Source organism: Serratia sp. T13T92 (genome assembly GCF_047530105.1).
Classification (GTDB): Bacteria; Pseudomonadota; Gammaproteobacteria; order Enterobacterales; family Enterobacteriaceae; genus Chania; species Chania fonticola.
The window spans coordinates 83,839-103,934 of the sequence record NZ_JBLJAK010000001.1 but is presented as its reverse complement, the minus strand read 5'-3'; the positions used below and the strand labels follow the sequence as shown (position 1 = coordinate 103,934).

Below are 20,096 nucleotides of genomic sequence, written 5' to 3'. Positions count from 1 at the left end.
GCATCTGTGACAACGTCACTCTTGTGTAGCAGGCTGGCCCCGGCGATAAAACTGGCTCCACAGCACCATCAACAACCCCAGTCCCGCTAAAACGGCGGCCACCAGATAGGTCAGTTGTAAACCTGCCGCACTCCCCAACTGTATATCGCTAGTTGCCGAGGCCAAAGCGAATATCCCCCCCATAGCGGAGGCCCCGATGATAAAACCAAGGTTGCGAGCCAGATTTAACAGACCAGAAGCCACCCCACGCCGCTCAATGCCAACCTGTTTGATCACCGCCGTGTTGTTGGCCGCCTGGAACAAGGCATAGCCTGCGGTGATCAGGCATATCGGCAAGATATAGCCCAAAACGCCCTGCGTAGGTGACATCATCGATAAGGTTAATGCCCCCAGGCAAACTCCCAGTAATCCCAGGCTAATCATCTGCGCTGCCCCGAAGCGGTCGACCAGATATCCCGATGGCACACCCGCCAATGCGGCAATCAGCGGCCCAGCGGACATTGCCAAGCCAACCTGTTGTGGCGCTAACTCTAACCCGTGTGCAAGATAGAACGGACCTACCACGAAGGATGTCATGATCACCGTACTCACCAGCATGTTGGTTAGCAGGCCGCTGCTCAGGATTGGCTGACGCAGTAGGGCCAGTTGGACCAGCGGGCTCGCCACTTTTCTCTCAACCCAGACGAACGCGCTGGCCGCAACGGCGGTTCCCAACAGCAGCAGGCTATTGAGTGAGCCAAAATGACCTTGCCCCAACGTCATGGCCAGCGAAAATAGCGCCAGCGTCAAACCGAGCAAGGCCATTCCGACGAAGTCAAAACGCGCCTGTTTCGTTACCTGCTGCGGATCGGTTTGCGGGAGATAACGATAAACGCAAAACAGCGCGACGCCCCCCAGCGGCAGGTTGATCAGGAAAATTGACTGCCAGCCGAACCCGGCAATCAAGACGCCCCCCAGCGTAGGGCCAAGCGCGGTCCCCACTGCGGATAAGGTGCCGAGCAGCCCCATCGCCCGTCCGACCTTATCCTTGCTGATGGTTTCGCCAACTAGCGCCAGAGTGATGGCCATCATCACTGCGCCCCCTAACCCTTGCGCAGCACGGGCCGCAATCAGCCACCAGATGGTAGGAGCGACAGCACAACCCAGTGAGGCGAGCATAAACAGGCCGAGACCGGCCAGTAACAGCGTGCGACGGCTGATGATATCCCCCAACCGTCCGACGCCCACAATTAGCGTGGTGATTGCCAGCAGATAAGCGATCACCACCCATTGCACATCTTGAAACGAAGCGCCGAACACCTGCGCTAATGTAGGTAGACTGACGTTGGTGATGCTGCTACCCAGAGAGGAGAGCAGCGTTGGCAAGGCCAGGCTGATTAGCCCGCCACGCAGGGCCGATTGGGGTGTGGGCAAGACATTGGGTACGGAGGATTTCATGGTTGGCTGATTCCTGAATTAACTTGTCAGTCAGCGTATGGCAAACCATGACATGGCGGAAGACGCAGGGTATGCAGTTTATAAGTGCATCAAACGCCATATGTCAGAATCGGGCGCAGCATGCAGCGCCCCTACGGTCGAATTTAGCAATACCTGTGAGCTTTCTCACAACTCCGCGACAAAGCCGGGGGCGAGCAAAAAATAGGAACTGTATAAACAACCGCTGGCAAGCCACCCTTGGCGCTCTCGGTATACTCAAGGCGAATCAACCTGAGTGAGTAAGCAGAATGAAAACAACAGAAATCGTCTCAGACAGTTATGTGAAGGTCGGCGTACGGGAAAAGATTGGCTATGGCTTCGGCGATCTGGCCTCCAACCTGTCGTTTGGTTTTGTCTCCCTGTTCTTACTGTTTTTTTATACCAATATTTACGGCATCAGCGCGGTACAGGCGAGCCTGATTTTTGTGATCGCCCGGGTGCTGGATGCCGTTTTTAATATCTTTGTCGGTTACTTTATCGATAAAACCCAAACCCGGCACGGCAAGCTGCGCCCTTACCTGCTGTACGGTGCAGTGCCCTTGGGGATCTTGACGGTCCTGTGTTTCAGCACCTTCGACAGTGACTATAAATTTTATTACGCGCTGATCACCTACACCCTCTATTGCCTGGCCTACACGGCGGTCAATACGCCCTATTCAGCCATGACCAACATGCTGACCCAGCACGAAGGCTCGCGGGCTTCGCTGTCGGTTTACCGCTTTGTATTGGCCATCGTCGGTTACCTGATTGTCTCGACCACTGCCGACGTGCTGATTTCACAGTTCACCGATCAGAAGATGGGCTATGTGTTTGCCGTCAGCTGCTTTAGCCTGTTGGCCACCTTCTTCTTCCTGGCCTGCTTTGGCATGACCAAAGAGCGGGTGAAAAGCCTGCCAGATCAAAAGGCTCCCACGCTTAAAGAGATGATCACCGCCGTTTCCGGCAACCTACCGTTAATCCATCTTTCCCTGTTCACGGTGTTTTTCTATATCGCCTATACGGTGTGGATGGCTATTGCGATCTACTTCATCAAATACACCCTGGGGGATGAAAGCTTTACCGCCAAGTTCTTCATGATCCAATCTGCGGCCTATGTGGCGGGTACGGTGATCTCAGAAAAGATCATCAGCCTGATGGGCAAAAAGAAAATGGTCCAGCTGGGGCTGCTGATCGGGATTGTCGGCTTACTGTTCCAATACTTCCTGGCGGGAGATAACGCCTACCTGATTATGACCGGCGTGTGCCTGTACAGCATTACCCTGGGGATGGGCTTTGTCGCGATGTGGTCGATGATTGCCGATACCGTTGAGTATGCCGAATGGAAACACGGCGTACGTACCGAAGGGGCAATTTACGGCTTCTTTAATTTCATCACCAAAATTGCCATGGCGATTGGCGGCGGCTGTGCTGGCCTGATGCTCGATTACTTTGACTATTCGTCCGAGCATATCAGCGCCAACGCGCTCAACGGCATCAATATGATGATGACGCTGTTTCCTGGCCTGATGTTTGCCCTGGGGATGCTGTTTATCTTCTTCTACAAGCTGGATGAGCACACCTACCGGAATATCATCAAAGACATTGAATTGCGCAAAGCTAGCGCGCAGTAACCAGCAGGTATCCTATGAAAAAAGATTTCCACGCCATCATTGCCACCATGACTGCCGAAGAGAAAGTGGCGTTACTCAGCGGTAGCGGTTTGTGGCGCACGGCCAGCTTCCCGCAGCATGGTATTAGCGACATTGTGATGACGGATGGCACCTACGGTGTCCGTTACAGCACCAGCCAGATCGAACAGGGGGAAAATTGGCACATTAGCGATTTCCTCGCCGTGATTGGCCAAAGCGCAGGCGAGGTAGAGCAGGAAGAACAAAAAGGCGGCTCTGAGGCGCTGTTCAGCAAATCCAAACCGGCCACCTGTTTCCCGAATGGTTCCACCCTGGCCTGTAGCTGGGACGTGGATCTGGTGTACCAAATGGGCGAGGCGTTGGCCAAAGAGTGCCAGGAGTTGGGCGTCGGCATTCTGCTTGGTCCGGGGATCAATATTCGCCGCACGCCTTTGGCAGGCCGTGGCTATGAATATTACTCGGAAGATCCGGTGGTCAGCGGTGACGTGGCCGCAGCCTTGATCAACGGGCTGCAGGACGGTGGCGTGGGGGCCAGCCTGAAGCACTTTGCCGCCAACAATTCAGAATACCGCCGCACCGAGATGGACTCGGTGGTGGAAGAACGGGCGCTGCGCGAGATTTACCTCTCGGGATTCAAGCGAGCGATCGACAAATCCAACCCCTGGACGGTGATGTCGTCCTATAACCGGCTCAATGGTGTGCAAACGTCGCAACACCACTGGCTGCTGACCGAAGTGCTGCGCAATGAGTGGCGCTATGATGGGCTGGTGATGTCCGACTGGTACGGCATCAAAGACCGCCCCGCTTCCTTGCTGGCGGGTAACGATCTGGCCATGCCGGAAACCCAGCGTGATAAACAGGAACTGTTGCAGGCGATCGAACGCGGAGAGATCCCTTCAGAGGTTCTCGATACTGCCTGCTTGCGGATGTTAACCCTGATCGACAAGGTGCAGCGCCACCGCAAGCCGGGCACCAAGGCCGATTACCCGCAACATCACCGGTTAGCACAGCAATTGGCTGCCGAATCGATAGTGTTATTGAAAAACGAAGGTAATATCCTGCCGCTGCAAGCCGGCAAGAAAACCACCATCGCCGTATTAGGCAAACCGGCGCAGGAGCCAGTGATCCAGGGCTCGGGTTGTGCTACCACCGTGCCTTACATGCTCGATCGTCCGCTGGACGAAATTTTCGAGGTGGCAGGTAACGACTTCCAGATCGACTATGCCATCGGCACCCCGGATGATAATCACGTAGATCCGCATGCGCAGGCACATGCGGTTGAGCTAGCCAGCAAGGCAGACGTTGCCGTGGTGTTCGTCAGCACTGCCATTGGCGAAGATGGCGAAAATGGCGATCGCCAGGATTTGAATATCTTGCCTAGCCATGAAGCGCTGATCCGCGCGGTAGCCAAACGACAGCCCAATGTGGTGGTCGTATTGGCTAACAGCGATGCGGTAGTGATGCCTTGGCTATCAGACTGCAAAGCCCTGCTGGAGACCTTCTTTGCGGGCCAGGGTATGGGACGCGCTGTGGCGGATATTCTGTTTGGCCGGGCCAACCCCTGTGGCAAGCTAACGGTCACGGTGCCCAATACACTGGAAGAAACTCCGGCCTGGCTCGATTACCCAGGGGAAAACCTGCGCCATCACTACAGCGAAGGATTGTATGTAGGTTATCGCTACTACGACCGACGTAAGTTGACGCCGCAGTTCCCATTCGGTTTTGGCCTGAGCTATAGCGAATTTAGCTATGCCAAGTTGGCGACCTCGGTCACTGAACTTGAGGAGGGGCAAGCCTTAACCGTCAGCGTTGAGGTGACCAACCGTGGCGATCGGGCCGGTAAAGAGATCGTACAGCTTTACCTGAGTGCACCACAGGGAGATCTGGCACGTGAAGTGCTGGCGTTGAAAGCCTTCGCCAAAGTGCACCTTGAGGCGGGCGAAAGCAAAACGGTGACCATGACGCTGGAATGGCCGGATTTTGCCTGTTTCCATCCAGGCATGGCCGCTTGGGTGGTCGATCCTGGCGAGTACCAGCTTCACGTGGCGCGTTCTTCGCGGGATATCGCGCTGAGCACGGTGGTCAAGCTGTGCGCCAAGCCCTATTATTTACCGCTAAAGGTGGATAATTCGTTGCAGCAGCTGATTGCTACCCCGCCGGCTTTTGACCGAGTGGTGAAGCTATTGGTCAGCAAAAACGGCTTGCCGGAGGCGCTGATGCGCGAAAAGCTCATCGCGATTGCTCCGGATCTGTTCTGCGGCCTGTTTATCGCCCTGACGGAGTTCCTGGCTATTGCTATTACTCAGCAGGAGTTGGAGGCTGCATTAGCGGAACCTGCCTCCGTGTGACCCCTCACCCCAACCCTCTCCCACAGGGAGAGGGAGCTGGTACGGTGATGTAATTTGGTTAAGAGCGATAGGTATGAGGTGTTGGTTCGATGCAAAGGTTGAGCACAGGGATCACGCGGTGGCACGGGCTGTCCCCTCTCCTTGGGGAGAGGGGTAGGGTGAGGGAGACAGATCCCACACCCGTATTTTCATCACCAACCTCAGGGGATAAATAAGCCGATGTTTCCTTTCTCTGTTACGCGACAACCCAAGCCGCAATCCCATCGGCAGGCGCAAGCAGCGATCCATGAAGGCAGCGGCTATGAGCTGATCTCGTTTGACGCCGAAAAGCTCAACGTCTTCGCCGCCGAGGTTTACTACTGCGAGCCCCATTGGCACTCGGCCCCGGAGCTGATCTGCATCTTGTCCGGCGAGTTTTCCGTGACCCTAGGCCATGCCACCTCGGTGGCCAGTGCGGGCAGCATGCTGTATATCAACCCGGACGAAATCCACTCCCTTGAGGCTCGCGCCCCAAACAGTCAACTGCTGACCATCCAGTTCTCCCCCCATCTGTTTGATGAGACCCACCCGGCCCCGCTGATGTTTAATCAGGGCGAGCACGCATCAGAGCAGCAGATTAGCAACGCCGTGATCGCCCTGCTCGATAACCTGGTCACGGCACAACCCTCGTTTACCCGCATAGCCCTGGTTTATCACCTGTTGGGCACGCTTGCCGCCGCAGCGCCAAACCAGGCAGACCAACAGCAGGTTGGCGTCAGGAAAAAAGACCAACAGTTGGTCAAATACGGCATTGAGTTTATCAACCAGCATTTTGACGATGAGCTCAACCTGGCCACCATTGCCGAGCACGCTGGCGTCAGCTACCACCACTTTTCCCGTATCTTCAAAAAGATCAGCGGCTACAACTTTAAAGAATATCTGACCATGATCAGAATTAATAAGGCCAAACTGCTGCTGAAAGACACGACTATCCCGATCACCGACATCAGCTACACCTGCGGTTTCAGCGGCCACAAGCAGCTGATTTTTGCCTTTAACAAATATTGCCGCATGACGCCAACCGAGTTCCGAAAAAGCTACCTTACCACCCTCAATTCGGCGGCAGAGCTGCAGATCATGACCGATTTCCGCTGTCTGCCACTGGATCGGCAGATCGTGGCACGTTTACAGAGCTTCAACTCTGACCCGCAATAGTGAAAATAATCATTGCCCTATGCCGCCCATGGCTATACTTACCGCAGTAGCTACCGCAGGTATCGCCGTTGCCTGAACTCTCCTGTCTTAACTGTCTGTGGAGCCGTGCCCATGAGCAAATCAGCTAAAACTCCCCGCCCTGTTAAAGCCCCAAGCTATCTGGATGCTCTACTCCCGATAGTCACGTTGATTTTGCTGGTCGGATCTTCCGTTGCTCTGTTTGGACTTGAAGCCGTCAACGGCCCTCTGCAGGTGGCCATCATCCTCAGCACCATGATCACCGCTATGGTCATCTTGAAGAATGGCCATAGCTGGGAGGAGGTTTCCGAGTCCGGCCGCAAAGGCATTGCCACCATCTCCGGGGCCATTTTTATTCTGTTTTCCGTCGGGGCGCTGATTGGCACCTGGAACATGTCCGGCACCATTCCTACCATGGTGTATTACGGCATTATATTGATCACCCCCAACTGGTTCTATCCGATAGCCTTTTTGGTCTGCGTTGGCGTTTCTTTAAGTATTGGCAGTTCCTGGACCACGGCGGGCACCTTGGGAGTCGGGTTGGTTGGGCTGGCCAATATGCTGGGAATATCACCAGAAATTACGGCTGGAGCCGTGATTTCCGGGGCTTACGTGGGTGACAAGATCTCGCCGCTGTCTGAAAGTACCGTATTGGCCGCTCAGCTCAACGGCGTCGAATTGTATAAACATATTCGCGCCCAGCTTTGGACCACCATTCCGGCGGCGGTCATTGCCCTGATCGCTTTTATCCTGTTAGGGCTAAATCAGCACAGCGCCTTTGATGCCACCATCACCAACAACGAACTGACCCGCTTTAACGAACTGTTCCACATCACACCTTGGAACCTGTTGCCGCTGCTTTTCCTGTTGGCATTATCGGTCGCCAAGGTACCAGCCCCGTTGGCCATCATGTGCTCAGCCTTGATGGCGGGGATCATGACGTCCTTTATGCAACCGCAGGTGATCGAACGCTTTGTTGTCGAGCCCGATCTTGCCAGCCCGCTGTTGGCCATCAAGGCGGCCTGGCTGGCGATGGCAACTGGTTTTCAGGAGAACTCAGGTATTGAGCAGATTGACGCCCTGCTGTCACGCGGCGGTATGGACAGCATGTTGTTTACGATCTGGCTGATTATTGGCGCGGTGACGTTTGGCATTATGGTGGATGACTTCGGCCTGTTGAACAAACTGGTTACGCCGCTGCTGCTGCGGGCCAGAACCGTGGGCAAGCTGTTTACCTCGGTGGTTGCTACCGCGATTGGGCTGAATATTGCCGCGGGCGATCAGTATATTGCGCTGCTGCTCCCCACCCGGCTGTACCGTGCCGAATTTGCCAAGCGAGGGCTGGCGCCAGAGAATCTGTCGCGCATCGTTTCGGATGCTGGGATTGTCACCTCCCCGCTGATCCCATGGAACTCTTGCGGGGCTTATATGGCTGCGGTACTGGGGGTCTCGACCATGGCCTACATGCCGTTTGCCATCTTTAATATTGCCGCCCCGCTGATCACTCTGGCACTAGGTATTACCGGTTTTAATATTCGCCATATCCCGGTGGCCGCCCCGTCAGAAGGAGATAATCCGAGCCGTAAAGCGGTTGAGTAGCAACAACCGTGAAATCAATACCGAGGCAACAAAAACCAGGACCAGCAAGGTAAATTTAAGCGTGGCGTCATTGAAGTCATACAGCGTAGTAATGAAATAGAACACGCTGTAGTGAACGATATAGACGCCCACCATCGCCGGGCTAATAAACTCCACGACGCGGGTAAGCAATCGGCTCTTGATGGCGATATTATCAAACAGGATAAACAGCGCCAGGCTCATAGCCAACAGGTGCAGGTGCTCCAACACAAACCAGCCGGCGACGCTGATCTGGGTATGGGTTGATAGGTAAAGTTCGTAGAAATACATGGAGATACCGATGGGGATCACCAGCAGCCTGGCGGCCCACAGCACACTGGTTTTTTTGGTGAACCTGCGACCCGGCGCTTCCCCCAGCACATGGCCAATAATGTAGTAGCCGCCCCAGACCCAAATAAACGAATAGCTGGAGATAAACAGCGGGTCATCTTGGGTATCGAGCGGGCTGAAAATATCCAACAGGGCAATAATGGCAACCAGCCCGGCAAACACGCCCGCAGTGATTTTCAAATGCTTAATACCCTTAAGAATAATGGGGTAAATTAAATAGATGATCCCCATATTCAATAATATGCCGTTTTGTAGAATATATCCCTGATGAATGTATTGGGTTTTAATCAAGGATGAAACAATGTTCCAGAAAATCATGATCAGGATAATGGATTTGATTTTCACCATGATCTCCTGCCTGGTAAGTTTCTCCACCTCATCCATATAACCGATAATGATGAAAAACAACGGCTTGGCGATAATAGACACAAAGTACAATACCCCCATGGTATTCGCATGGAGGAAACACTCGAAATCGCACATTTGACTGGTCGAGAAGAAGGTGACGGCGGCAAAACAACTCAAACTCTTTAATGCCTGCTGGCTGACACTGTTGATCATGGTTTTCCATCCATCACCGGGTTGATGTGACACACCCTACTGTTTTTTATAAAAATAATCTTAGTACATTAACACCCGCTGCACAACGCGCATATTTAACCCTAAGCCGAACGATCATTCATATCATAAGAGTATTCCTAGAAACCAATAGGCAAGTTTTATATATATTAACTATCTTTATACAACCTGCGTTTTTATGCTTAAAGCTCATGGACGCCCCTATCCACCAACAGCCACCACACTTAGTTATCCTATTGATTTTATTAAATAACACAATTCTACCCGCAAGTTACAAGACGCCAAAATAAAGCATTTCCGTTGATTTCACTATCTTTAAATGATTGTTAATCAAGAATATTCTCGCGTTTGGTTTTTTATTCCGCCGCGCGATGAAATCACCCAACTTTAGGAATCAACTGTGCTGATGTTGAAGAAAAAAGTTATTTGCGACAGGAAAATTTGCCGGTTATGACTATGATTTAATCGTAAGTCGGTTGGTAACGTTATCCTTTAATTACGCAATACTTTATTTGACTCGGTGTCAGTAAGGAAAACCATGACGAGCTCATCAACGAATAAATTGTCCCTATGGTCTCTCACCGCACTGGTAGTGGGCTCCATGATAGGGGCCGGTATATTTTCTTTACCGGCCACCTTTGGGCGCGCTACGGGAGGGTTTGGTGCCATTATCGCCTGGTGTATTGCGGGCGGCGGGATGTTAATGCTGGCCTTTGTGTTTCAAACGCTGGCGCAACGTAAACCCGATCTCGATTCCGGCGTGTTTATCTATGCCAAAGCCGGATTCGGTGATTATCTGGGATTTGCCTCTGCACTTGGCTTCTGGGCCGGGACCTGTATAGGTAACGTCTCTTACTTTGTGCTGATCAAATCCACTCTGGGGGCCTTCTTCCCGATATTTGGCGACGGCAATACTATTCCTGCGGTGCTGTTTGCCTCGGTCATTCTTTGGGGATTCCACATTCTGGTACTGCGCGGGGTTAAAAGCGCTGCGGCGATCAACACCATTGCCACCATCGCCAAAATCCTGCCGATCCTCATCTTTATCATTGTGCTGATCTTTGCCTTCAAAAGTGACGTGTTTGCACTCAACTTCTGGGGAACACCAGAGACCGCAGCCTCAGCAGCCTCTTTGGCAAGCGTGGGCGATCTCTCTCACCTTAACGACTACGGCTATGTAGGTCATGCCGCTGCCGCTATCGTCCCGACCGCGGAACCCGAATCCCTGTTCAGCCAGGTGCGCAGCACCATGCTGGTAACGGTATTCGTATTCCTGGGGATTGAAGGCGCCAGCGTCTATTCCCGCTATGCCAAAGAACGCAGCCACGTGGGGATTGCCACGGTGTTGGGGTTCATCGGGGTGCTGTGCCTGTTGGTACTGATCACCATGCTGTCTTACGGCGTGCTGCTCCGTCCCGATCTGGCGGCGTTGCGCCAACCTTCGATGGCGGGCGTGTTGGAAGCTATTGTTGGGCGCTGGGGGGCGATCTTCATCAGCGTGGGCCTGATTGTTTCGGTACTGGGCGCTTATCTCTCCTGGTCTTTGCTGGCGGCAGAAGTGCTGTTTTCCGCCGCGAAAAGCAAGAGTATGCCGAAGGTGTTCGCCACCGAAAACAGCAATGCGGTGCCCTCTTCCGCCGTCTGGCTGACCAACATCACCATTCAAGTGTTCTTAATCCTGACGCTGTTTAGTGATTACGCCTTCCAACTGGCGCTCGAACTGACCAGCTCCCTGACGCTGATCCCTTATCTGTTGGTAGGTGCCTATGGGCTGAAGCTGGCCATGACCGGCGAAACCTACGAAACCGATAAACGCGATCATAAAAAGGATCTGATCTTCGCGCTGATAGCCACCTTCTACGCACTGCTGATGCTGTACGCCGGTGGTATGAAATATCTGCTGCTCTCCGCCATCATCTATGGCCCAGGCACGCTGCTATACATTATGGCCAAACGTGAACAGCACGCAAAAGTGTTCACCCCGGCCGAGATGGGGCTCTTTGTAATCGTTATGGTCGCCGCCGTGGCTGCAATCTACAGCATTGCCACTGGCGTTATCACAATCTGATCGAGGCAAGACATTATGTCGACTAAAAAAAAGACGCAGTCCAAGTTTGGTGTTCATTCAGAAGTAGGGAAATTGCATAAAGTCATGGTCTGCGCCCCTGGCAAGGCGCATAACCGGCTGACGCCGAGTAATTGTGATGAACTGTTGTTTGATGACGTGCTGTGGGTTGAGCGCGCCAAGCGTGACCATTTTGACTTCATGACCAAGATGCGTGAACACGGCGTAGACGTGGTTGAAATGCACAACCTGCTGGCCGAAACCCTGGCGTTGCCTGAAGCCAGAAAGTGGATCCTGGATCAGCAGATTGTGCCTAATGAAGTGTCGCTGGGGATCTTGAATGAAACCCGCAGCTTCCTGGATGGCCTGGCACCACGGGCGTTGGCGGAGGTACTGATCGGTGGCCTTTCCACTACCGAGCTGGCTAAAGAAGGTTATGCCGACCACGAAGAGCTGAAGCTGATCCGTGAAGCGGTAGGCATTACCGAATATCTGCTGCCACCGCTGCCGAATACCTTATATACCCGTGATACCACCTGCTGGATCTACGGCGGCGTGACCTTGAACCCACTGTATTGGCCTGCCCGTCACGAAGAAACCATTCTGACCACGGCGATCTACAAGTTCCACCCAGACTTTGGCGAAGCCAATGTGAACGTCTGGTGGGGGGACCCAACGGTGCACCACGGTACCGCCACGCTCGAAGGTGGGGACGTGATGCCGATCGGCAACAAAACGGTGCTGATTGGGATGAGTGAGCGTACTTCGCATCAGGCGATCACCCAACTGGCCGCCGCGCTGTTTGCCAACAAACATTCCGGCGTTGAACGGGTGATGATTGCCGCCATGCCGAAACTGCGTGCCGCCATGCACCTGGATACGGTATTTACCTTCTGCGACCGTGATGTGGTGACGCTCTACCCGGCTATCGTCAATCAGATCAAAACCTTCTCACTGCGCCCGGATGATGGCCCAACCGGCATGAAGCTGAGCCGCGATAAAGGCACCTTTGTTGAAGCCATTGCCGGAGCACTGAACCTGAAAAAACTGCGGGTGGTGGAAACCGAAGGCAACGACTACGACACTGAACGCCAACAGTGGGACAGCGGCAACAACATGGTGGCGCTCTCTCCTGGGGTGGTGCTGGCTTATGACCGTAATACCAAAACCAATACCCAACTGCGCAAAGAAGGGGTTGAGGTAATTGAGATTGTCGGTAGTGAGCTGGGCCGTGGCCGTGGCGGTGGTCACTGTATGACCTGCCCGATTATCCGTGATGCCATTGATTATTAATCGCCAAGCGTGATCAGAAAAGGCCGGATTTTCCGGCCTTTTTTATGCTGACATTCCCTCACCGGATTTACAAGGAGCGCTGTATAACCAGCTCCCCTTCACCGGGTTTAAAACGTAGGGGCGCTGCATGCTGCGCCCGGCAGAACATCCTCGATTCAAAGACCTTCGGTGACAATTTTAGCAGCCGCAGCCAACACGTCTTTGCGAGCTTCAGCATTCTGCTGTGGCTGCGTGAAATAGGTTACTAATACCAACGGTGCGTAGTTCGCTGGCCAAATTACGGCGATATCGTTAGTGGTACCGTAATCACCGCTGCCGGTTTTATCCCCAACCACCCATGTAGTTGGCAGACCTGCGCGAATGCTGGCTCCGCCGGTAGTATTCCCCTTCATCCATTCAACCAGTTGAGCACGCTGTGGTTCACCCAGCGCTTTGCCCAAGGTCAGATTTTGCAGGCTTTTTGCCATCGCCAGCGGTGAGGTGGTATCACGCTTATCACCTGGAATGGCGGTATTTAAAGTGGGTTCGGTACGATCGAGGCGGAAGGTTTTATCGCCAATAGTACGCGCAAATTCTGTCACTTTTGCCGGGCCGCCAAGATGCTCAAGGATCTTGTTCATCGCCGTGTTGTCACTGTACTGGATGGTGGCGGCGCTGAACTCGGCCAGGGTCATCCCGGTATCCAGGTGTTTTTCGGCGATCGGGTTGTAGTTGACCAGATCGGATTGCTTGATCTCCATCCGCTTAGCCAAAAGATTTTTATCCGTCTCGCTCTGTTTTAACAACGCCGACACTGCCATCACCTTGCTGGTGCTGCACATGGGAAAACGTTCATCCCCGCGATACAGGATCTGCGAATTATCGGCGGTATCGATCAGCGCCACACCCAGGCGTCCACCGGAGCTTTTCTCCAGTTCAGACAGTTGCTGCTGAATATTCGCCTTGGCATTAGCGGGTTGCGCCCACAACGGTGCGCTACCGAACAGCAACGGCATAACCGTAGCCACCATCAGGGTGGTTTGACGTAATGTATTTTTAACCATGTTTTGCCTCACATAAAATGGATTAACTCAGTGGGTCGTCCTGCAGATGGCGGGAAATATCCTCTTTTAGACCGTTATTGACAAGCGACAAGAATTTTCTCTAGCATAAAGAAAATCTTTTGGATAACACCCATGCGCTCTAATCTTCCCCTGAATGCCCTACGTGCTTTTGAAGCCTCTGCCAGACATTTGAGTTTTACACGGGCAGCGCTGGAGCTCTATGTTACCCAGGCCGCCGTTAGCCAACAGGTTCGGCTGCTGGAAGAGCGCCTGGGTATGGTGCTGTTTAAACGCTTACCCCGTGGTTTAGAAATGACGGAGGAATCGCGGGCGCTGTTTGCCGTGCTAACCGACGCCTTTGGTCATATTGAAAAAGCCTTCCGGCAGTTTGAAGGGGGGCAATTCCAGGAAGTGCTCACCGTCGCCGCCGTCGGCAACTTTGCCGTGGGCTGGCTGTTGCCGCGTCTTGATCGGTTTAGGCAAGAACATCCTTTTGTCGAGCTGCGGCTGCGTACCAACAATAACGTCGTCAATCTGGCCGCCGAAGGGCTGGATTTCGCCATCCGTTTTGGCACCGGTTTGTGGCCATCAACCCATAACGAAATGCTGTTTGAGGCTCCGCTGACCGTATTGTGTACGCCCGCTACAGCTAAGCGGCTCGTTACCCCTACCGATCTGCTACATGAGGATCTACTGCGTTCTTATCGTGCTGAAGAGTGGGAAAACTGGTTTGCTGCCGCTGGCCTGCAGGCGGTGAGAGTTAATGGCGCCATCTTTGATTCATCCCGTCTGATGATCGAGAGCGCTATCCATTCCGGTGGTGTGGCATTAGCCCCACCGAAAATGTTTGCCCGGGAACTCGCCACCGCGCAACTGGTGCGCCCTTTTGCTACCGAAATCAACATGGGCAGTTACTGGCTAACCCATTTAAAATCGAAGGCAATGACCCCGGCGATGGAAATATTTAGCGAATGGCTACTGAAGGAAGCAGCAGAAGATAATACGTAGGGGCACAGCATGCTGCGCCCCTCGAGTTTCCAGACTTATTGCAGCTCCTCACGGATCCGTTTGGCCGCACTTTGCAACAGCTTATAGGCCTCATAGCGATTGGCGTGCAACTGGCGGAAGTCCGCATTCGGTTGGTATTGGCTATCCAACTCGGAAAACTGCGCCATCGCCTGCTCCAGCGAGGTGGTAACCTTCCCCGCCACAGCACCCAGGATCGCCGATCCCAGCAATACCGGCTCTTCCGCCTTGGTTGTCAGCACGGCGCAGCCACAGCTATCCGCCAGCAACTGCCGCACCAACAGGTGACGACCAGCCCCGCCGCTAATCACGATCTGCTCAACGGTGACGCCCATCTGGGACTGGGCATCGAGAATTTGCCTGAGCCCATAGCCAATCCCGCAAATTCCGGCAACATACAGGGCCACCAGGTTATCGAGGTTGCCCTCCATACCCAACCCGGCAACCACGGCACGGGAATGGGGATCGGCAAACGGGGCGCGGTTGCCAAGGAACTCGGGAACCACATGCAGACCATTGGCGAGTTTTGCCGCTTCCGACGCAGAAACCATTTTGGCCAGCGCCAAATCGGCCAACAAGGTTGGCAGTGAAATACCCAATGCCTTAGCCTGCTCCGCAGCCTCTGGTGCCGCGGGGTGGAACGAGACCAACTGCTTGATCGCCGCCCCCGCTGCGCTCTGCCCACCTTCATTCAACCAAAATCCCGGCACCATTGCAGAGTAATATGGCCCCCAAACGCCTGGGACAAACGCCGGGTTTTGCGTGGTGGTCATCGTGCAGGACGACGTGCCAAACACGTAAGCCAGGTTATTGGTGACGCCACCGCCAACACCGACGGTACCAATCCCGCCAGCATGGGCATCAATCAAGCCCACGGCGACAGGCGTGCCCGCTACTAATCCCATTTCTTTGGCGGCTTCTGTCGTCAAGCCGTTGCCACAAGGGGTACCGGGCTCTTTGATGCGATCCCCAATGCGGCGGAACGCTTCGTCTGCCAAGTCTTCAAGGCCGATGGCGCGGAAATAGTCCGGGTCCCAACGTTTCTCATGCGCCAGATAGGTCCATTTGCAGGTCACCGTACAGACGGAACGAGCCAGATCCCCAGTGGCGCGCCAGGTCAGGTAATCGGCCAGATCGAAGAACTGCCAGGCGCTATCGTAGACTGCACGCCGGTTCTCCTTCAGCCAAAGCAGCTTGGGCGTCTCCATTTCTGGGGAGATTTTACCGCCAACGTAGTTAAGTACCGGATGCCCGGTAGCGTTGATTCGCTCGGCCTGCTCCGTTGCCCGATGGTCCATCCACACGATAATGTTGCGGTCAGGATCTTCAGATGGCCCGACTGCCAGGGGGTTGCCGTCTGCATCGAGTACCACCAGGGAGCAGGTGGCATCAAAACCGATGCCTGCCACGTTACTTGGGGAAATGCCGGATGCAGCAACTGCCTGCTTGATGCTGGCACACACCGCTTGCCATATCTCACGGCTGGATTGTTCAACATAATTTTCAGGGCCGCGGAACAGGGTAATCTCTTGGCTGGCATGCGCCAACATGGTACCGGAGAGATCAAAAACCCCTGCCCGTGCGCTGCCTGAACCCACATCGACACCGATAACGACCTGTTGTTGATTGTTCATCATTTTCACCTATCAGAGATCGACACTGTTTGGCAGGATCACCAGGTCACGTACGGTGACATGCTTCGAGCGCGTTACCATAAACAACACCGCTTCGGCTACTTCCCTTGGCTGCATCAGGCTGCCGTTGGCCAGAGCCTCATCCATCTTGGCTTTGGGCCAATCGTCCAGCAGCGCGGTAACCACCGGCCCTGGCAACACGGCCCCCACCCGCACGCCATACTGCGCTACCTGGCGGCGTGTGGAGTGCACAAACGCCTGAACGGCAAATTTTGAGGCGGTATAAATCGGCTCCCAGATCACCGGAACGACCCCAGCAATCGAGCTAGTAAACAGAATATCGCCAGACTTTTGCTCGATCAGATGTGGCAACACCGCCTGCACCGAGCGGAACGCGGCGTTAATATTAAGATTAAGTACGCGATCCCAAACGTCCGGATCCCCTTCCGACACCGGGCCGCCAATATAGGCGCCAGCATTGGCGTGAAAAATATCGAGGCGTCCGGCAGCAGCCAGAATGCCGGGCAGCATGCCAGAAACCTGCTGCGGGTTGAGCAAATCGATGACCAGTGGATATGCATTTTCACCTAGTTCATCGGTCAGGCGCTGCAGCTTTTCCTGGTCACGGTCGATCAGCACCACTTTAGCCCCGGCCTGCAGGAAAATACGCGCGCACTCCAGGCCAATACCCGAGGCCGCACCGGTGATCGCCGCGACCTTACCTTTGAGAGAGAAATTCAATTGGGTGAAATCTGTCATGGTTGGGTTCCTTTATTAAACAAAAGATCAAATCATCACGACGAAGTCACTGCGTGTAAGTTCATCGCGTTAAGAATTTGGCTGTCGATATTGCCCCTCACCCTAACCCTCTCCCACAGGGAGAGGGAACCGAGCGTGCCACGGATTAGCTCCCGTGCCTGGCTTAAGCACCGAATTCGCAAGGGCTAAAGCGTGCAGTTGTTCCTGACCCCAACTTTATATTTGCAAGGGTTGGAAACGCACCACCGCACCTGACCTCAACGCCGTACCAGCCCCTCTCCCTGTGGGAACCGAGCGTGCCACGGATTAGCTCCCGATCCTGACTTAAGCACCGAATTCGCAAGGGTTATAACGTACCTTTTTTCCTGACCCAGCTTTATATTTGCAAGAGTTGGAAACGTGCCACCGCCGCTGACCTTAACGCCGTACCAGCCCCCTCTCCCTGTGGGAGAGGGTTGGGGTGAGGGGACGTTTACGCCCCCTATCACACCCTTTGCTGATGGCGCTCAATCGATTGAGCATAATTGCTACTTTTTATTTTTACTGTCAAGATATAGAAAATTGGGGAGCGAAATTTGTGACTGGGTTCAAAGCAAAAAAAACGACGATTTACGATCTGGCCGAACTGGCCGGAGCCTCCTCAAGCGCGGTCAGCGCCGTGCTCAATGGCAGTTGGAAAAAACGCCGCATCGGCGCCCAACTGGCAGAAAAAATCCTACGCCTGGCCGAAGAACAAGGCTATACCGTCAATCAGCAGGCCAGCCTGCTGCGCCGCCGCAAATCGACGATGATCGGCATGATCGTCCCAAAATATGACAACCGCTATTTTGGTTCGATCGTCGAGCTGTTCGAGTCGATGGCCCGTGAACGCGGCCTGTTTCCGGTGATCACCTGCACCAGCCGCGATCCTGAACTGGAAATCGAAGCGGCGCGCACCATGCTTTCCTATCAGGTTGACTGGATCATCTCTACCGGTGCTACCGCCCCCGACAATATCACCGAGATCTGCGCCGCCTCCGGTATTTCAACGCTGAATCTCGATCTGCCAGGCACCCTCGCCCCTTCGGTGATCACCGATAACTATGCCGGGGCCAAAGAGTTGACGTTACGAATTCTGGCCAACTGTGAAAAACGGTTAGGCTACCTCAAGCCGCTGATCTTCGTGGGGGGACGCGGGGTTGACCATAACACCACGGAACGCCTGCGCGGCTTCAGAGATGCCCACCGGCAGTTAGGCGTTGAGGTCATTGAAGAGAACCTGTTGGCCTGCGGCTATTCCCCAGACAAGGCCGAGCTGGCGATGAAAACGTTTATTGCTCAAGGCGGCGATCTGCAAACCGGGCTGTTCGTCAACTCGACGATCTCGCTTGAAGGCGTGATGCGCTGGTTGGTGGCGTCTGGCTATCGCGGTGATAAACAGCCGGTGATGGGCTGTTTTGACTGGGACCCTTTCGTACTGCTGTTAGGCCATGACATCGTGATGGTAAAGCAGGACGTCAACAAGATGCTGCAGGCGGCGTTTGCGCTGATCGATGCCAACTCGCAAGAAAAGCAACTGATTGAAATACCGCCGATCTTCCCAGAGATGATTTGAGGTAACTGCAGCACGGTAAGGGTGCCGGGATTAATAGTCATTTCTCCTGCATCTAACAGGCGATGTAAGTAGGCAATCAGAAGTAAACCATTGTCCCCGAGCATAGTAACGTAACGCATGCTCAGTACTACCCTACCGAATTAGCCATCGATTGAACATGAGTCTGATGGGGCGAATAACTTGCCGATTAACTCCGCATACACTTGGATTTCTTGATCCGGTACATGGTGGCGTCCCCCTCTGCCAGCAAGGTTTCCAGGCTGTGGGGCGTGGCGGGATCAAACTCGACGATGCCGTAGGAGAACGCCAGTTGGTAAGGGGTGATCTGTGAGGCATTATGTTCATCCACGTAGCGCTGCAGGGCTAAAATCCCCTGTTCGGCTTCGCTTTTGGTCCGGTTGCCCATCAGCGCGACAAACTCGTCACCGCCCAACCGAGCTATCACGTCAAAGTAGCCAAACACCTGTTTCATCAGCTCGGAAAAATAGATTAACGCCTGGTCACCTTCCCCATGGCCGTAGGTGTCGTTAATCAATTTGAATTTGTCGAGGTCGATAAATATCAGGCTGGCCTTAACCCCTTTCATCTGACAATGATGCAGCATATGACCTGCCAGGGAGATAAAGCCACGGCGATTGGATATTTGCGTCAGTTCGTCAGACGTTGATGCCTGAAAGGCACGTAGCTCATCTTCTACCATCGAGGCCAGATCGCGCAGCGCCACCGCATCTTCGGCATCAAACTGCCGGGGTTTATCGTCGATCAGGCACAGGGTACCCATCTTGAGATCGCCGGAGTAGCTCAGTGGACAACCGGCGTAGAAACGGATGTGTGGTGAGTCTTTGACCAGAGGATTATCCGCAAAGCGATCGTCCTGCAGCGTATCGGGAATGCACAAAATATCGTTACCCAAGATGGCGTGACCACACAACGAGATATCTCTTGGCGTTTCCGTAGCCGCTCCCAGCCCACAGTTGGACTTGAACCATTGGCGGTTTTCGTCGACCAGGCTCACCAAGGCAATGGGTACGCCGAACAGCCGGCGAGCCATGCGTGTCACCCGATCGAAGCGCTCTTCTGGCAGAGTATCCAACAGATGGAGGGAACGCAGAGCCTTCAATCGCTGTACTTCATTCGCAGGTATCTCTGGCGTTTTCATCGCTACATCCACTCCAATTAAACTCAAGGTCTTTCTCGGAAAAGCAAAACAGCAAGTTGCAGGATAATATCGTTCGCTACCGCTGGCAATGTGATGCACAAAACAGATGCCACTTTGCCCCTGTTTTCAGCCGTTTGATTAGGCTATAGCCACTTAAACTAGCCGTTTTACCCGTCGTCTTTCAAGCTGCAGCGGTGTTAACTGCACTTACCCACCCCAGTCACTTACCAAAAGTAAGCTCCTGGGGATGAGTAAGTTTGTTGCCTAGCTGCAGCTTGAAATCCATAGGGTATCGCTAACAAGCAAGGCATC

The 20,096-nt window shown here is 53.9% G+C and carries 14 protein-coding genes; 8 read left to right on the top strand and 6 right to left on the bottom strand.

The window, feature by feature from the left end:
- Nucleotides 1-15 precede the first annotated feature (15 nt).
- Entirely contained in the window at nt 16-1,437 is a 1,422-nt protein-coding gene (locus tag ACMV5I_RS00435; RefSeq protein ID WP_414823397.1) for an MFS transporter, read from the bottom strand.
- Between the two features lie 287 nt (nt 1,438-1,724).
- Between ACMV5I_RS00435 and ACMV5I_RS00430 the strand changes: the two genes are divergently transcribed.
- From ACMV5I_RS00430 to ACMV5I_RS00415, 4 genes are all read left to right on the top strand, one after another.
- Nucleotides 1,725-3,086, top strand: coding sequence for an MFS transporter (locus ACMV5I_RS00430; protein WP_261144631.1), 1,362 nt, complete (start codon nt 1,725-1,727; stop codon nt 3,084-3,086).
- Nucleotides 3,087-3,100: 14 nt separating this feature from the next.
- Complete coding sequence (locus ACMV5I_RS00425; RefSeq protein WP_202810191.1) at nt 3,101-5,452, top strand: beta-glucosidase family protein; 2,352 nt, start codon at nt 3,101-3,103, stop codon at nt 5,450-5,452.
- Nucleotides 5,453-5,671: 219 nt separating this feature from the next.
- Nucleotides 5,672-6,646 carry an AraC family transcriptional regulator gene (locus ACMV5I_RS00420; protein ID WP_414823396.1) on the top strand — a complete coding sequence of 325 codons (975 nt, stop codon included), beginning with the start codon at nt 5,672-5,674 and terminating at the stop codon, nt 6,644-6,646.
- Between the two features lie 111 nt (nt 6,647-6,757).
- On the top strand, nt 6,758-8,263 hold the full coding sequence (locus tag ACMV5I_RS00415) for a Na+/H+ antiporter NhaC family protein (RefSeq protein ID WP_202671767.1): 1,506 nt from the start codon (nt 6,758-6,760) through the stop codon (nt 8,261-8,263).
- Here the strand turns inward: ACMV5I_RS00415 and ACMV5I_RS00410 are convergent.
- Nucleotides 8,225-9,193 (bottom strand): acyltransferase family protein, encoded by a 969-nt coding sequence (locus ACMV5I_RS00410; RefSeq protein WP_414823395.1) that lies wholly within the window; start codon nt 9,191-9,193, stop codon nt 8,225-8,227. The genes ACMV5I_RS00415 and ACMV5I_RS00410 overlap by 39 nt on opposite strands.
- A gap of 556 nt (nt 9,194-9,749) precedes the next feature.
- Here ACMV5I_RS00410 and ACMV5I_RS00405 point away from each other — a divergent pair.
- Together ACMV5I_RS00405 and arcA are read left to right on the top strand one after the other, a co-directional pair.
- Entirely contained in the window at nt 9,750-11,279 is a 1,530-nt protein-coding gene (locus tag ACMV5I_RS00405) for an amino acid permease (protein ID WP_037375919.1), read from the top strand.
- Between the two features lie 15 nt (nt 11,280-11,294).
- A complete protein-coding gene (gene arcA / locus ACMV5I_RS00400) occupies nt 11,295-12,569 on the top strand; it encodes an arginine deiminase (protein WP_046808254.1) in 1,275 nt (424 codons plus the stop codon).
- Nucleotides 12,570-12,724: 155 nt separating this feature from the next.
- On the opposite strand, the gene blaFONA is transcribed toward arcA, so the two are convergent.
- A complete protein-coding gene (blaFONA, locus tag ACMV5I_RS00395) occupies nt 12,725-13,612 on the bottom strand; it encodes an FONA family class A beta-lactamase (RefSeq protein WP_414823394.1) in 888 nt (295 codons plus the stop codon).
- A 132-nt stretch (nt 13,613-13,744) separates the two neighbouring features.
- Between blaFONA and ACMV5I_RS00390 the strand changes: the two genes are divergently transcribed.
- Complete coding sequence (locus tag ACMV5I_RS00390; RefSeq protein WP_414823393.1) at nt 13,745-14,620, top strand: LysR family transcriptional regulator; 876 nt, start codon at nt 13,745-13,747, stop codon at nt 14,618-14,620.
- Nucleotides 14,621-14,655: 35 nt separating this feature from the next.
- On the opposite strand, the gene ACMV5I_RS00385 is transcribed toward ACMV5I_RS00390, so the two are convergent.
- Entirely contained in the window at nt 14,656-16,272 is a 1,617-nt protein-coding gene (locus ACMV5I_RS00385; protein ID WP_414823698.1) for an FGGY-family carbohydrate kinase, read from the bottom strand.
- Between the two features lie 12 nt (nt 16,273-16,284).
- Nucleotides 16,285-17,031: an SDR family oxidoreductase gene (locus ACMV5I_RS00380; RefSeq protein WP_414823392.1), complete on the bottom strand. Its 747-nt coding sequence runs from the start codon at nt 17,029-17,031 to the stop codon at nt 16,285-16,287.
- 577 nt (nt 17,032-17,608) lie between these two features.
- Here ACMV5I_RS00380 and ACMV5I_RS00375 point away from each other — a divergent pair.
- Entirely contained in the window at nt 17,609-18,625 is a 1,017-nt protein-coding gene (locus ACMV5I_RS00375; RefSeq protein WP_121606869.1) for a LacI family DNA-binding transcriptional regulator, read from the top strand.
- Between the two features lie 187 nt (nt 18,626-18,812).
- On the opposite strand, the gene ACMV5I_RS00370 is transcribed toward ACMV5I_RS00375, so the two are convergent.
- Nucleotides 18,813-19,784, bottom strand: coding sequence for a sensor domain-containing diguanylate cyclase (locus ACMV5I_RS00370; RefSeq protein ID WP_261460925.1), 972 nt, complete (start codon nt 19,782-19,784; stop codon nt 18,813-18,815).
- Nucleotides 19,785-20,096: the final 312 nt, after the last annotated feature.

Excerpts from the sequence above, each read along its gene's own strand:
- ACMV5I_RS00435 (WP_414823397.1), bottom strand. The coding sequence starts at position 1,437 with ATGAAATCCTCCGTACCCAATGTCTTGCCCACACCCCAATCGGCCCTG.
- ACMV5I_RS00430 (WP_261144631.1), top strand. The coding sequence starts at position 1,725 with ATGAAAACAACAGAAATCGTCTCAGACAGTTATGTGAAGGTCGGCGTA.
- ACMV5I_RS00425 (WP_202810191.1), top strand. The coding sequence starts at position 3,101 with ATGAAAAAAGATTTCCACGCCATCATTGCCACCATGACTGCCGAAGAG.
- ACMV5I_RS00420 (WP_414823396.1), top strand. The coding sequence starts at position 5,672 with ATGTTTCCTTTCTCTGTTACGCGACAACCCAAGCCGCAATCCCATCGG.
- ACMV5I_RS00415 (WP_202671767.1), top strand. The coding sequence starts at position 6,758 with ATGAGCAAATCAGCTAAAACTCCCCGCCCTGTTAAAGCCCCAAGCTAT.
- ACMV5I_RS00410 (WP_414823395.1), bottom strand. The coding sequence starts at position 9,193 with ATGATCAACAGTGTCAGCCAGCAGGCATTAAAGAGTTTGAGTTGTTTT.
- ACMV5I_RS00405 (WP_037375919.1), top strand. The coding sequence starts at position 9,750 with ATGACGAGCTCATCAACGAATAAATTGTCCCTATGGTCTCTCACCGCA.
- arcA (WP_046808254.1), top strand. The coding sequence starts at position 11,295 with ATGTCGACTAAAAAAAAGACGCAGTCCAAGTTTGGTGTTCATTCAGAA.
- blaFONA (WP_414823394.1), bottom strand. The coding sequence starts at position 13,612 with ATGGTTAAAAATACATTACGTCAAACCACCCTGATGGTGGCTACGGTT.
- ACMV5I_RS00390 (WP_414823393.1), top strand. The coding sequence starts at position 13,745 with ATGCGCTCTAATCTTCCCCTGAATGCCCTACGTGCTTTTGAAGCCTCT.
- ACMV5I_RS00385 (WP_414823698.1), bottom strand. The coding sequence starts at position 16,272 with ATGAACAATCAACAACAGGTCGTTATCGGTGTCGATGTGGGTTCAGGC.
- ACMV5I_RS00380 (WP_414823392.1), bottom strand. The coding sequence starts at position 17,031 with ATGACAGATTTCACCCAATTGAATTTCTCTCTCAAAGGTAAGGTCGCG.
- ACMV5I_RS00370 (WP_261460925.1), bottom strand. The coding sequence starts at position 19,784 with ATGAAAACGCCAGAGATACCTGCGAATGAAGTACAGCGATTGAAGGCT.